Source organism: Phyllobacterium sp. SB3, from assembly GCF_040009165.1.
Classification (GTDB): Bacteria; Pseudomonadota; Alphaproteobacteria; order Rhizobiales; family Rhizobiaceae; genus Phyllobacterium.
Genome location: NZ_JBDYKI010000001.1, coordinates 347,197 through 359,874 on the forward strand (window position 1 = coordinate 347,197; position 12,678 = coordinate 359,874).

At 53.4% G+C, this 12,678-nt stretch carries 14 protein-coding genes and 1 tRNA gene; 3 read left to right on the plus strand and 12 right to left on the minus strand.

The annotated features are described in order from the left end of the window. Positions 1-882: a LysR family transcriptional regulator gene (locus tag ABKW30_RS01740; protein WP_348596302.1), complete on the plus strand. Its 882-nt coding sequence runs from the start codon at positions 1-3 to the stop codon at positions 880-882. A gap of 1 nt (position 883) precedes the next feature. Here ABKW30_RS01740 and ABKW30_RS01745 read toward each other — a convergent pair whose 3' ends face one another. The 11 genes from ABKW30_RS01745 to rplU form a co-directional block, all read right to left on the minus strand. After that, positions 884-2,827, minus strand: a complete 1,944-nt coding sequence (locus tag ABKW30_RS01745; protein ID WP_348596303.1) for a MacB family efflux pump subunit — start codon at positions 2,825-2,827, stop codon at positions 884-886. A gap of 2 nt (positions 2,828-2,829) precedes the next feature. After that, entirely contained in the window at positions 2,830-4,119 is a 1,290-nt protein-coding gene (gene macA, locus ABKW30_RS01750; protein WP_348596304.1) for a macrolide transporter subunit MacA, read from the minus strand. 172 nt (positions 4,120-4,291) lie between these two features. Beyond that, positions 4,292-4,774, minus strand: coding sequence for a 23S rRNA (pseudouridine(1915)-N(3))-methyltransferase RlmH (gene rlmH / locus ABKW30_RS01755; protein WP_348596305.1), 483 nt, complete (start codon positions 4,772-4,774; stop codon positions 4,292-4,294). 103 nt (positions 4,775-4,877) lie between these two features. Beyond that, positions 4,878-5,261 (minus strand): ribosome silencing factor, encoded by a 384-nt coding sequence (rsfS, locus tag ABKW30_RS01760; RefSeq protein ID WP_348596306.1) that lies wholly within the window; start codon positions 5,259-5,261, stop codon positions 4,878-4,880. Between the two features lie 154 nt (positions 5,262-5,415). Beyond that, positions 5,416-6,012 carry a nicotinate-nucleotide adenylyltransferase gene (locus ABKW30_RS01765; protein ID WP_348597567.1) on the minus strand — a complete coding sequence of 199 codons (597 nt, stop codon included), beginning with the start codon at positions 6,010-6,012 and terminating at the stop codon, positions 5,416-5,418. 47 nt (positions 6,013-6,059) lie between these two features. Continuing rightward, the gene (locus tag ABKW30_RS01770) at positions 6,060-7,355 is read right to left on the minus strand and encodes a glutamate-5-semialdehyde dehydrogenase (RefSeq protein WP_348596307.1); all 1,296 of its coding nucleotides are present in this window, start codon (positions 7,353-7,355) and stop codon (positions 6,060-6,062) included. Between the two features lie 3 nt (positions 7,356-7,358). Next, complete coding sequence (gene proB / locus ABKW30_RS01775; protein WP_348596308.1) at positions 7,359-8,555, minus strand: glutamate 5-kinase; 1,197 nt, start codon at positions 8,553-8,555, stop codon at positions 7,359-7,361. 8 nt (positions 8,556-8,563) lie between these two features. Next, a complete protein-coding gene (gene obgE / locus ABKW30_RS01780) occupies positions 8,564-9,598 on the minus strand; it encodes a GTPase ObgE (protein WP_348596309.1) in 1,035 nt (344 codons plus the stop codon). A 153-nt stretch (positions 9,599-9,751) separates the two neighbouring features. Further along, a complete protein-coding gene (locus tag ABKW30_RS01785) occupies positions 9,752-10,354 on the minus strand; it encodes a GNAT family protein (RefSeq protein ID WP_348596310.1) in 603 nt (200 codons plus the stop codon). 119 nt (positions 10,355-10,473) lie between these two features. Beyond that, entirely contained in the window at positions 10,474-10,746 is a 273-nt protein-coding gene (gene rpmA / locus ABKW30_RS01790; RefSeq protein WP_115054309.1) for a 50S ribosomal protein L27, read from the minus strand. Between the two features lie 24 nt (positions 10,747-10,770). Continuing rightward, the gene (gene rplU / locus ABKW30_RS01795) at positions 10,771-11,247 is read right to left on the minus strand and encodes a 50S ribosomal protein L21 (RefSeq protein ID WP_008121909.1); all 477 of its coding nucleotides are present in this window, start codon (positions 11,245-11,247) and stop codon (positions 10,771-10,773) included. 329 nt (positions 11,248-11,576) lie between these two features. Between rplU and ABKW30_RS01800 the strand changes: the two genes are divergently transcribed. Continuing rightward, a tRNA-Ser gene (locus ABKW30_RS01800) sits at positions 11,577-11,666 on the plus strand. Positions 11,667-11,863: 197 nt separating this feature from the next. Next, positions 11,864-12,112 (plus strand): hypothetical protein, encoded by a 249-nt coding sequence (locus ABKW30_RS01805; protein WP_348596311.1) that lies wholly within the window; start codon positions 11,864-11,866, stop codon positions 12,110-12,112. A gap of 24 nt (positions 12,113-12,136) precedes the next feature. Here the strand turns inward: ABKW30_RS01805 and ABKW30_RS01810 are convergent, their stop codons facing one another. Next, positions 12,137-12,664 carry a hypothetical protein gene (locus ABKW30_RS01810; protein ID WP_348596312.1) on the minus strand — a complete coding sequence of 176 codons (528 nt, stop codon included), beginning with the start codon at positions 12,662-12,664 and terminating at the stop codon, positions 12,137-12,139. Positions 12,665-12,678: the final 14 nt, after the last annotated feature.

Genomic DNA, 12,678 nt, shown 5'->3' on the forward strand with positions numbered 1-12,678 from the left:
ATGAATTGGGATGATGTTCGTATTTTTCTCAGCGTAGCCCGTTCAGGTCAAATACTCGGGGCTGCCAAACGCCTTGGCGTCAATCACGCAACGGTGGCGCGACGGCTTACTGCCTTGGAAACTGCACTTAATACGAAACTGCTGACAAGGCGCACGAACGGTTGCGAACTGACCCGCGCTGGTGAGGAGTTTCTCCTTTCGGGCGAACGTATGGAAGCAGAAATGCTGGCGGCACGTTCATCACTTGGCGATGCCGATGTCGCTATTTCCGGTTCAGTTCGCATCGGAGCCCCGGATGGTTTCGGTGTAACCTTTCTGGCTCCAAGGCTTGCAACACTCACGGCAAGCTATCCTGATCTCAAAATCCAGCTTGTTCCTGTTCCACGTTCCTTTTCGCTATCACGGCGAGAGGCCGATATAGCGATTACCGTTGATCGCCCCGATCAAGGTCGATTGGTTGCGCGGAAGCTGGTCGACTACAGCCTCTGCCTCTATGCCAGCCGGAACTATCTCGCAGCCCATCCGGCACCACAAACTATTGATGATCTGCCAAAGCATCGTCTCGTTGGATATGTTGATGACCTGGTCATCAGCCAATCACTGAACTATGCACCTGAAATCACGCGTGAATGGCACCCGGCCTTCGAAATATCGAGTGCCTTGGGACAGGTCGAAGCCGTTAGAGCGGGCGCGGGAATAGGTATTCTTCACACATTCATCGCACGCGAACATGATGATCTTGTGCCCGTATTACCCGAACGCAAAATCCGCCGTTCCTATTGGCTTTCGTATCATGAATCAGTACGCACGCTTCGCCGTATCACTGCTGTATCCGGTTTCATTTCCGATCTGGTTCACAGTGAAGCGGGACGGTTCTCCTGATCTATTCTGAACTCAGAGCTACCGCTGGTTGCAGCTTCGAAGCATTTCTGGCTGGCAGATAGCCGAAGACGAGGCCCGTCAAGAATGAGCAGGCAAAAGCCAATGCAACTGGCCCAACTGTGAAACTTATTGGTGCACCAAGGAACTTGGCCAGCACACCTGTGCCAAGACCCGCGACAACGCCGATAGCCCCGCCGACCGCCGAAACAACCAATGCTTCAATGATGAACTGCAACAGGATATCGCGTTGCCGTGCACCTGTTGCCATGCGTACACCGATCTCGCGTGTCCGTTCGCTGACGCTCACCAGCATGATGTTCATAACGCCGATACCGCCAACCAGCAGGGAAATCGCAGCTACAGCACCCAGGAAGAGCTTGAGTGTGTTCGACGTTTCCGTCACGGCCTCCCGTATTGACGCCATGTTGGTGATTTGCGTGTCCTGTTTCTGGTGCCGCTCGTCCAGCAATTGCTGTATCGTTGTTTGCGTAGCATCGATGAGCGAACCGTCTTTAACCTGCACAGTAATGGAGCGCACATTTCGCTGACCGAACAGTCTTGTGCTGCCGGTGGTCAGCGGAACGATAATCGTATCGTCCTGATCATTGCCGCCGGGACCGGCACCCATTTCACTCATCACGCCAATGATCTGGAATGGAATCTTGCTGACCAGAACATATTTCCCCAGCGGGCTTTCTCCATCCGGAAACAGCGTTTTGGCAACCGTTTGACCAAGGACAGCCACGGGGGCGTAGTTGATCATATCCCGCTGGTTGATGAATTCCCCTGTTCCGATCTTCCACGACTTGGCATCGGTATATTGCGGGACAGTTCCATTCGCCGACGTCTGGTAATCGATATTGCCGTAGCGCACGGTAACTGTACTGGTCATTTCTGGAACAGCGAAGGCCACATTTGGCACTTCCAGAATTGCGTCGGCGTCCCCCGGAACCAGCGTGACAATACTCCCGCCCTGCCCGCCACGAAAATTCGCCATGTTCGGTCTGACGACCAGCAGGTTTGACCCCATGGACGAGATGCGATCCAGAACCGAGTTTTGAGCACCCGTACCTATGGCCAGCATAGCCACAACTGAACCAACACCGATAACGATGCCAAGCAATGTCAAAATTGTACGAAAGAGGTTTGCCCGCAGAGCACGAACCGCCATCTTGATCGCTTCAGATATGTCAGCAATTGCAGCAACGCCATCAACTGCCTTTTGCTTTAATCCAAGAGCCGCTTCGGGATTACTGCGCCCCTTCTTTGTTCGATCGGAAACAACCCGCCCGTCACGCAGTTCGATCAGACGATCTGCCTGCTCAGCCACTTCGCGCGAGTGCGTGATAACGATGATCGTATGGCCGCTTTCGTTCATCTCCCGCAGAAGCGCCATGACTTCTTCGCCGCTTTGGCTGTCCAACGCTCCTGTGGGCTCGTCCGCAAGGATAATCCGTCCGCCATTCATTAACGCTCGCGCAATCGAAACACGTTGCTGCTGACCACCGGAGAGCTGATTTGGCCTATGGTCCAGCCGATCACCGAGATTGAGCGTGCTTAGAAGGGCTTCCGCCCTGTCGTGCCGGTCTTTCGCGGAAGCGCCTGCGTAAACAGCAGGGACTTCGACATTCTCTTGCGCACTGGCAGTCGGGATCAGATTATAGCTTTGAAAGACAAAGCCAAAGGTTCTCCTTCGCAGTCCGGCCAGTTCATCCGGCTCAAACCCCGCAACATGCTCTCCATCGAGCAGGTAGCTGCCGCTGGTCGGCTGGTCCAGACAGCCAAGAATATTCATGAGCGTTGATTTTCCCGAACCGGATTGCCCGATGATCGCAACGAATTCACCAGCTTCAATATCGAGTGAGATTCCATGCAGAACTTCAACGGAAAGATCGCCATTGTAGTAGATTTTATCGATATCCTTGAGCGAAATGAGCGCTGTCATGGTCAGAACATCCGTGGCATGCGCTGACCGCGTTGCGAGCGGTTGCCTGACCCATTTGCACCGTTATTGGCATCGCTCCCCTGACCGACTACCACAAGGTCGCCTTCCTGCAAGCCACTCTTGATCTCCGCATTCACGCGATTGCGGATACCAACTTCAACTTCACGCATCGACGTTTTACCTGCAGCATCGACGACACTTACCTCAAACGCCCGCTTTCCATTCCCAGCCTCGCCGGAAGTTCGACTTGCTTTGATGGCAGAACTTGGAACCACCAGAACATCCTTCGCAGCTGATTGCAGAAAGAAAACCTGCGCGCTCATTGAGATCATGAGATCGCCATCGGTATTGGGCACATCAAAAAGCGCATAATACAGAACAACATTGTTCTCGATATCGGGCGTTGGCTGTATCTGGCGCAGCTTGCCGGTATAACGTTTTCCCGGCTGACCGAGCAGTGTGAAGTATGCTTCCATACCAATCTTGAGCTTGCTGACATCCGCCTCCGACACCTGCGCCTTGACAGTCATTGTCGAAAGATCGGCAATCGTGACAATTGTCGGAGCTGTCTGGCTGGCATTCAGCGTTTGACCTTCTTTCACCGGCACAGCGGCAATAGTGCCCGCCATCGGTGCATAAATCTTTGTATAACCCAGATCGACCTGATCACCATCAAGGGTGGCCTTCTGTTTGCGTATCTGTGCTTCGAGCGCATTTACATCAGCTTCGGCAGCAGCAAGATCGGCAACTGCCTGATCCAGCGTCGATTGCGAAACCGAACGCGTTGCCACCAGATTACGCTGACGCTCAATATTGGCCTGTTTAAGCACAAGCTGGGCTTTCTTTGACACCAGTTGCGCCTGCAAGTTTGCAAGCTCTGCCTGATCAATCTCAATTCTGTTTTGAATAGTTGCCGGGTCAATTTCGGCTATGAGTTCGTTTTGGGTAACTTTATCGCCAATTTCGACGTGCAGAACCTTCAACTGACCGGAAACCTGCGCACCCGCGTCAACCGATTTGATCGAGTCGAGGGTTCCAACGGCGGTTACTGCATTCTCGATATCCGCTCTGACAACAGGTTGCGTGATCACAGCTGCAGCGGTCGTGGAAGCTCCGTAGGCTGACCAGGCATAATAACCGGCACCAGCGGCTATGACCACAACCGGTAGCCAAAGCCAAAGACGTGAGCGCTTTTTCTTGCGTCCGGGAGGAATGGCACCAGGTATAAAGGTAACGTTCGACCCTTCGGGAGTCGGCTTACCGTGACTGGCTACCTTGGCAATTTTAGTCATCGACCTATCCACCTTCTTCGCAGATGAAACATCTCCATCCTGATTGATAATACCAAGAAATGGATAGGAGCGGTTCACTCGAAAAGCATTGAGATCATTATATTTTCGTAATGATCAGTGGAGGTCATTATCCTCGCTCAGCATGAACAAGGGCTGAATTACATATTTGTAATCAAACGCGATGGTAAGGGTGCCCGGACAGTATCGTCGTGGCACGATAAAGTTGCTCGGCAACAAGAATACGTACAATCTGGTGCGGCCAAGTCATGGCACCCAGTGCAACAACAAGGTCGGCTCGCTCCCTCAGGGCAGCATCGTGACCATCCGGCCCGCCGATAGCCAGCAGCAACTGCCGTTTACCTTCATCTCGAAATCGCGCAATGCTGGATGCAAAGGCCTCGGACGGCATGGTTTTGCCCCTTTCATCGAGAAGCACAAGCACACCGCCGGTATCAAGAGCTTTAAGGACCTGAGCAGACTCTTCCTGCTTTCGCAGATCGGGCTGTTGCGCACGGCTTTCCACGATTTCCGTCACCGACGAAAACTCAAGACCCAAAGGAACACCGGTCTTTTTCAGACGGTCAAAATACCGATCCGCAAGCTCACGCTCCGGACCGGACTTCATGCGGCCCACGGCAAAAACACTGATACGCATAACACTCCAGTCCGGGCAGAGTTAAAGACAAACCTGCTCACACCGGACTTGCCGCCGGCCTATGATACACAAGAGCCCAGGCTCTATATAAGCAAAACTTGCTCTAGTGTACGGTTTCACCATCCAGTTCCGGAGCCTGCCACATCTTTTCGATGTTGTAGAACTCCCGCACTTCGGGGCGGAAAATATGGATGATGATATCGCCCGTGTCGATCAGCACCCAATCACCGCTGGCTAGACCTTCGACTTTGGCATTATTGCCGTGTCCGTTCTCTTTCAGAGTTCGAAGAAGCTGATCCGCAACCGCTGTAACGTGGCGATGCGAACGACCGGACGCGATGACCATATAGTCAGCGACAACGGATTTACCTCGAAGGTCGATGGGGACAACTTGTTCAGCCTTGGAGTCGTCGAGACTATCAAGCACTGATTTGAGGGCACGAGCGACGGAATTGATACCGCTGATCTCTGCCGTTGAAGGAGCCAAAGCTTCCTTCTTTTGAATTGCTGTTCTCAGTGTAATTCCTTTCCCTTAAGAACAACGCGCCGCAGCTATTGAACTCGCTGCACACGTATAAGATAGGCAGAGTCGCATGGCAGTTTCAAGACATCATCTTGAACTAACCACTCCCAACGCGATCTCAGCTTTTTTGTTGTGTTTTCCCGTTGCGTATAGCCGTGGATGAAAGCAGTGATCTTGGCCCGTGAATAAAGGTCCAGGCCGGTGCACGCGAGCGGGCGAGAAGTGGAGCATCGTCTTCGTCAATTCGCGCGTAGTCGAACGTCTTTGCCATGCGCGAGGACAAAAACGCCAGCGTTGAACCGGGTCGATCTATTACGGCAATGGGAAACGTTGTTGCAATCTGCTGCCATCGCTGCCAGCGATGAAAATCGGCAAGGCTGTCTGCACCCATTATCCAGACGAAATGAACGCCCGGATTGCGCAACTTTATGAGAGCAAGCGTATCCGCTGTGTAGCGAATGTGGTGAGCCGCCTCAAATGCCGTAACCTTCACTCGCGGATCGTGAATAAGCGCTTCACATAACTCCAGCCGCTTCGACAATGGTGCAAGCTCGCGCTTATCCTTGAGCGGATTCCCCGGTGTGACAATCCACCAGAGCTGATCAAGTTTCAGCCTGCGCATCGCGATTTCAGCGACCAGCGCGTGACCGGCGTGAGGTGGATTGAATGATCCGCCAAACAGACCGACCGCCATGCCCTTTTCGACAAAAGGCATACGCAGATGCGCATCGTCGATGCCCGGAATGCTCGCTGGTCCAAATATCACGGACGTATCTGACCAGTGCCGCGAACGCGGTATTTGAAAGACGTCAACTGTTCAACACCCACAGGTCCCCGCGCATGCATCTTACCGGTCGCGATGCCAATCTCTGCACCCATTCCAAACTCTCCGCCATCGGCAAATTGCGTCGAAGCATTGTGCAGAAGAATTGCCGAGTCGATCTCGTTGAAGAACCTTTCCACGACATCTCTGTCTTCGGCGATAACCGCTTCCGTGTGATGCGACGAATAATGATTGATGTGATCGAGCGCCCCATCGATACCGTCGACCAGTTTTACCGAAATGATCGCGTCCAGATATTCGGTTGACCAGTCTTCCTCCATCGCAGCGTTAGCTTTACCGTAGAGTTTGGTCACCTCTTCATCGCCGCGGACCTCACAACCGGCTGCGATCAGATCGTCCAGCATCGGTGCAAGATGCACTGGCGCAATCAAACGGTCGACGAGGAGAGTTTCGGCGGCTCCGCAAACCCCGGTCCGCCGCATCTTGGCGTTCACAATGATCTTGCGGGCCAGTTCGACATCCGCTGATCCATCAATATAAACGTGGCACAAGCCTTCCAGATGCGCAAAAACCGGAACCCGCGCTTCTGACTGAACACGGGCAACAAGGCTTTTGCCGCCGCGTGGAATAATGACATCAAGGTTGCCGTTAAGACCTTTGAGCATTTCTCCTACGGCACTACGATCTGTCGTGGACACCAACTGTATGGCATCGCATGGCAGTCCAGCAGCTTCAAGTCCATCGACAAGAGCTGCATGGATAGCACGAGATGAGTTTGCCGAATCCGAACCGCCGCGCAGGATCACGGCATTGCCAGACTTCAGGCAAAGCGCGCCCGCATCTGCCGTCACATTTGGCCGGCTCTCATAAATCACGCCGATGACCCCAAGCGGCGTGCGGACGCGCTCAATATGCAGTCCATTGGGGCGATCCCATTCGGCGATGATCTGTCCAACAGGATCTGCCAGATCAGCAATAGTCCGGATACTGGTCGCAATTGCTGCGATCCGCTTTTCGTCCAGCTTGAGGCGATCAAGCAATGCGGAGGTCATACCGGCAGCTGCACCATTTGCCATATCCTGCTCATTGGCCTGCAGAATTTCAGCCTCGCGGCGCTCAATCGCTTCCGCCATAGCGAGAAGCGCAATGGTCTTCACTTCCGGTGATGCGATAGCCAAGGGACGTGCAGCAGCACGTGCCTTTCGGCCCGTCTCAGCCATTAATTCAACGATGGACGTGACCTCGGCACTATTTGCATCCGCACGTGTCAGCATTCTTTACTCCTCCGCAACAGCAAGGCGTTTTGCTGCGCGCACCACCAGATCGTCACGATGTATCATCGCCGAACGGGCATCATACCCCAATATTTCGGCGATCTCGCTGGTCTTGTGTCCGGCAACCTTCACGGCGTCCGATGCATCATAGGCAATCAAGCCCCGCGCTGCCTCCCGGCCATCGGGACCGACGACAGCAACCGTATCGCCGCGCATAAATTGTCCGTAAACCTCACGAACGCCCGCTGCCAGCAAAGATTTGCCGGATTTCAGGGCAATCAAGGCACCCTCATCGATAACTAAACGTCCAGATGGTTCGAGGTTGCCGGAAATCCATGTTTTCCAGGCATTTACCGGCGATGTACTCGCCTTGAACAGGGTTGAGCGTTCACCGAGGTCAATTGCAGCCAGCGGATGAAGCCGTGTTCCCGACGCAATGATCATCGCTGTACCAGCAGCATTGGCAATTTTGCCTGCATCAAGTTTCGTCTTCATGCCGCCACGTGAATATTCAGAAGCGGCAGCGCCAGCCATGGCCTCAATATCGGGCGTAATCGCATCTACGACCGGAAGGAATTGCGCATCGGGATTCTGATGCGGCGGGGCGGTATAAAGTCCATCTATGTCCGAGAGCAAGACAAGCAGATCAGCGCTCATCATGGTTGCGACACGCGCAGCCAGCCGGTCATTGTCTCCATAACGGATTTCGGTCGTCGCCACCGTATCGTTTTCATTGATGACCGGAATTGCTTTCAACCGTAACAATGTCCCTAGTGTAGCACGCGCATTAAGATATCGCCGACGCTCCTCGGTATCGGCCAAAGTCAGCAGGATTTGCCCCGCGCGCAAGCTGTGGTCGCTCAATACCTCAGCATATGCCTTTGCCAGTTCGATCTGACCCGCAGCAGCAGCAGCTTGGCTTTCTTCAAGCCGCAACGCTCCTTTCGGCAGGCCAAGTACATTTCGACCAAGGGCGATTGCGCCTGACGAAACAATCATCACCTCGACGCCGGATGCGGTTAGTGCTGCCACATCAGCGCCCAGGCTTTCCAGCCATTGCCGCTTTAATCCACTGGCCCGATCGACAAGCAGAGCCGAACCGATTTTCACGACGATCCGCCGATAAGTGTGCAGCTTCGGCAAAACCTTTACCTGAGCAAACTCACTATCTTTTCGGCTTTGCGTGGATTTCACGGACATTGCGACACTCAATATTTGTAACGGTTGTCGACCTCTACAGGCGCTTCCGATTTACGGGATTCCAATATGATGGCCGAAAGCGCCCGCAATACATGCTCGACGCCCTCGCGGCTAACCGACGATAGGAGCATGGGCTCAACGCCGGATGCCTTTTTCAGTGCCGCGATTTTCTTTTTGCGGGCCGCTGCATCCAATGTATCGATCTGGCTCAGAGCAACGATTTCGAGCTTTTCTGCAAGTCCCCCGCCATAAGCTTTCAGCTCGTTCCGGACCGTCTTGTATGCCTCTGCAACATTCTCTTCCTGCGCCGAAATGAGGTGCAGCAGTACACGCGTCCGCTCCACATGGCCAAGAAACCTGTCGCCGATACCGACGCCCTCATGAGCACCTTCAATAAGGCCCGGAATGTCTGCAATAACGAACTCGCGCGCATCGACACGCGCTACACCTAAATTGGGATGCAGCGTTGTAAACGGATAGTCGGCGATCTTTGGCTTGGCAGCCGTAACGCTGGCAAGAAACGTGGATTTACCAGCATTGGGCTTCCCAAGCAGCCCGGCGTCGGCAATCAATTTCAATCGGAGCCAAAGGTTGCGTTCCTCACCTTCAAGACCCGGATTCGCGCGACGCGGAGCCTGATTGGTCGAAGTCTTGAAATGAGCATTGCCAAAACCGCCATTGCCGCCCTTGGCCAAACGATAGCGCTGTCCTACAACCGTGAAATCGACAATCAGCGTTTCATTGTCGTTTTCAAAAATCTGGGTACCGACCGGCACCTTCAAAATGACATCCGAGCCTTTACCGCCAGTCATGTCACGGCCCATTCCATGCATACCTGTCTTGGCCTTGAAATGCTGCTGATAGCGATAGTCGATCAATGTATTCAATCCATCGACCGCTTCGGCCCAGACATCGCCGCCGCGACCGCCATCACCGCCATCGGGGCCGCCGAATTCCAGGAATTTTTCACGGCGAAACGACACCGAGCCGGCACCACCGTCACCGGAGCGGATATAGACTTTCGCCTGATCGAGAAACTTCATGGAAATTCAGTCCTTATGTGTTGCTTGGAGGCAATACAGCAATTCCAGCGAGAATAAAACTGGCCAGTTCCCGTCGGATAACCTTTCGGGAACCAGCGTGTTGAATGGCGAGACTGATGAACGGCAATACAACGGGCGCTCACCCGAACTCATTTAGGATGTCCAGCTCCGCAAACCAATCCAGGTACGCCGGTCAAGCATGTAACGCTCCACCGGGACGTTACCTGCATTGATAGAGTCCATCATCCCGGTATTGGTGTACTGGAAACCGCTCTTGTAGATGACGCGGCGCGACGCAATGTTTGACACGCGGCACGAGGCGTAAAGCTTTTCCACCTGCGTAGCGCGGAATACCAGGTCAACCAGCGCATGAGCGGCCTCGGTCGCGTAACCTTTGCCCCAATGCGGCTCACCCAGCCAGTAACCTATTTCCAGCTCGTCCTTGCCTGCACCGCGTCGATAATTGATCCCGCAACATCCGACAAACGTACCCGTTTGTGCGAGGGTAATGGCGTAGACACATTTGCCAATCTCGCCCGCATTGGCACGTCGCACGAAATCCACCGCATGGGCTTTCGTGTAGGGGTGCGGCATACGCGACAGCATTTCTGCCACGCGAAGATTATCGGCGAGATTGGCAATTGCATCCACGTCCTCAATGTGAGGGGCGCGCAAAACGAGGCGTTCTGTAACGAGGACCGGACAGTCTATGAGATCCAGCCGTTCATCTTCTTCTTCGAGTATATCAGCAACCATTTTTCATTCCTCCAGATACGAAAAGGGAGACGGGTAGTGCCCCATCTCCCTTTGATCTTTTGGCGGTTGCCATTTTTTCACCGGGTCCGATGGGACGCCGGTGCTTCAAGCATGACCGGCTATTCTGCTGCTTCGGCGATCGGGGTGACGATCGACACGAAGCTACGGCCGTTGGCTTTGGTACGGAAAGATACTGTGCCTGCTTCAAGCGCAAACAGAGTGTGGTCCTTACCAAGACCAACATTGACACCGGGGTGCCATTTGGTACCACGTTGACGAACGAGGATGTTGCCAGCAAGCACGCGCTCGCCGCCAAACTTCTTCACGCCAAGGCGCTTCGATTCTGAATCACGACCGTTGCGTGACGAACCACCAGCTTTTTTGTGTGCCATGGGATTGCTCCTTTAAACCTGTTCTTATTCGCCCGAAGCGGGCTTCTCAGCCTTGGCAGCAGCCTTCTTGGGCGCAGCCTTGGCCTTTGGGGCGGCTTTGGTTTCTGTCGCGTCAGCTGCAGCAACTTCTGCCTTTGCAGGCTTCTTGTTGGCCGGCTTTTCAGCGGCAGTCTTCGAAGGCTTCGCACCACCTGTGAGGATCTCTGCGATACGGATCGTTGTCAATTCCTGACGATGACCGCGTGTGCGCTTCGAATTCTGGCGGCGGCGCTTCTTGAAAGCGATAACCTTGCGTGCACGGCCCTGCTCGACGACTTCGGCTGTAACCAGCGCGCCGCTGACAACAGGAGCGCCGATTGTTGCGTCAGCACCGACGCCAACCATCAGAACTTCTGCGAACTGTACGATATCGCCGGCATTGCCGGAAACTTTTTCGACCTTTAGAAGGTCATTGGCGGCAACGCGATACTGCTTACCACCGGTCTTGATGACTGCGAACATTTTGTGCCCTTTCGGCGTTCGGTTCGGTTTTCTGCGGGTTTCCCCGCAATAACCGTCTTTTTGTCAGTCGTGACAGATTGATCGAAAGGCACTTTTATCCGTATGAATGAAGGCACCCGAACTCAAAAACAAACGGCGCGGAGAATCCCCCACGCCAGTCGTTGGGCGCTTATAAGATCAGGATTGGCACAGAGTCAAGAAATTTAACGCAAAATTGCTCTTGTATCTGCACGCTTTGCCCGCTATCTAGCGCGTCGCACGCTCAAGCCAAAGCCCCTCGGGGCAACGCGGCACTATAGATACGGGGTCTCGACATTGATCCCAGACGCGGAGAGGTGGCTGAGTGGTTGAAAGCACCGCACTCGAAATGCGGCATGGGGGCAACTCCATCGGGGGTTCAAATCCCTCCCTCTCCGCCAGTTATTTCTGCCATCCAATTGAAATTACTATATAATTTCACATTAGATGAGCGGAGGCCCTAACTTTAGCCCTAACTTTTGGTCAAGCTGCTTATATTTTCCCGGATCGCCATCAGCGAAATCGCTTGCCTTGCTTCCGCTGCCGTATACTGAATGCAGCAATAATCATTCCATGATAATTAAATCTGCGGTGAGCAATGGGACTACGCATCTTACAGATCGTCATCTTTGTCTCGTTCCTCGTCGCCAATATCTATTTTGGCTGGGGGGTTAAAGGTATTGCGGCACCTGTTATGGCAGGGATTTTAGCATACGGAGTTACGCTGGTGCTATTGGCCATTCAAAACAGGAGATTACCAAAGGCGGATAGAGCAGAAAGCATCGGGTCCGGCTGGCGAGAGGATATGGAACGCAGAATATCGGAGAAAAAAGACCACCTCCCATAATCGTCAGGCTCCCGCTTTTGCAACTTATTGAAGAGTGCATGTGCCAAGATGAACATAGGTGTTTCGTATTCCAACCATGAGGGCCTCTCTGTACTGGACAGGCGTTTCCCCGGCAGCTGGGTCTTTTGTGAAATAGAAAGTATGGCTACCAAAGCCGAAAGTATTTTGCTGAGATTTTCTGGCGAGAATTGATGCACAGGAATTCACGTAATAGTCTACGTCTCTCGCAACCCTAAAGGCACGATCTCTAATCATGTAAGCTGAGATTTCGGAGCATTCAGTGGTCGTGAAAGTCGAAGTTTTACCTTCCTCGGTAACTTCTATCTTGCCAAGCGTAACGACCTTATTGTCGCTAATTTTCGAAGGAAATGCCTTGATGATCATCGGTGAGGCATCCGGTTGGAATTGCCCAATTACATCAACTTTACCTTCACGCGGCTCCCACCCAGCAGACCGCTCCTCAATGCAAATATAAGTAGCAAACTCTGTCGCCATGGTTTCTGGAATACCTTGCAGCAGTGCAAAAACAACTAGCCCCAGATTGCGAATCATTGCCAACACCCTAT

Excerpts from the sequence above, each read along its gene's own strand:
- rplU (WP_008121909.1), bottom strand. The coding sequence starts at position 11,247 with ATGTTCGCAGTCATCAAGACCGGTGGTAAGCAGTATCGCGTTGCCGCC.
- ABKW30_RS01745 (WP_348596303.1), bottom strand. The coding sequence starts at position 2,827 with ATGACAGCGCTCATTTCGCTCAAGGATATCGATAAAATCTACTACAAT.
- ABKW30_RS01765 (WP_348597567.1), bottom strand. The coding sequence starts at position 6,012 with ATGCCTTTTGTCGAAAAGGGCATGGCGGTCGGTCTGTTTGGCGGATCA.
- ABKW30_RS01810 (WP_348596312.1), bottom strand. The coding sequence starts at position 12,664 with ATGATTCGCAATCTGGGGCTAGTTGTTTTTGCACTGCTGCAAGGTATT.
- obgE (WP_348596309.1), bottom strand. The coding sequence starts at position 9,598 with ATGAAGTTTCTCGATCAGGCGAAAGTCTATATCCGCTCCGGTGACGGT.
- rpmA (WP_115054309.1), bottom strand. The coding sequence starts at position 10,746 with ATGGCACACAAAAAAGCTGGTGGTTCGTCACGCAACGGTCGTGATTCA.
- ABKW30_RS01770 (WP_348596307.1), bottom strand. The coding sequence starts at position 7,355 with ATGCTGACACGTGCGGATGCAAATAGTGCCGAGGTCACGTCCATCGTT.
- rlmH (WP_348596305.1), bottom strand. The coding sequence starts at position 4,774 with ATGCGTATCAGTGTTTTTGCCGTGGGCCGCATGAAGTCCGGTCCGGAG.
- ABKW30_RS01805 (WP_348596311.1), top strand. The coding sequence starts at position 11,864 with ATGGGACTACGCATCTTACAGATCGTCATCTTTGTCTCGTTCCTCGTC.
- proB (WP_348596308.1), bottom strand. The coding sequence starts at position 8,555 with ATGTCCGTGAAATCCACGCAAAGCCGAAAAGATAGTGAGTTTGCTCAG.
- ABKW30_RS01740 (WP_348596302.1), top strand. The coding sequence starts at position 1 with ATGAATTGGGATGATGTTCGTATTTTTCTCAGCGTAGCCCGTTCAGGT.
- macA (WP_348596304.1), bottom strand. The coding sequence starts at position 4,119 with ATGACTAAAATTGCCAAGGTAGCCAGTCACGGTAAGCCGACTCCCGAA.
- ABKW30_RS01785 (WP_348596310.1), bottom strand. The coding sequence starts at position 10,354 with ATGGTTGCTGATATACTCGAAGAAGAAGATGAACGGCTGGATCTCATA.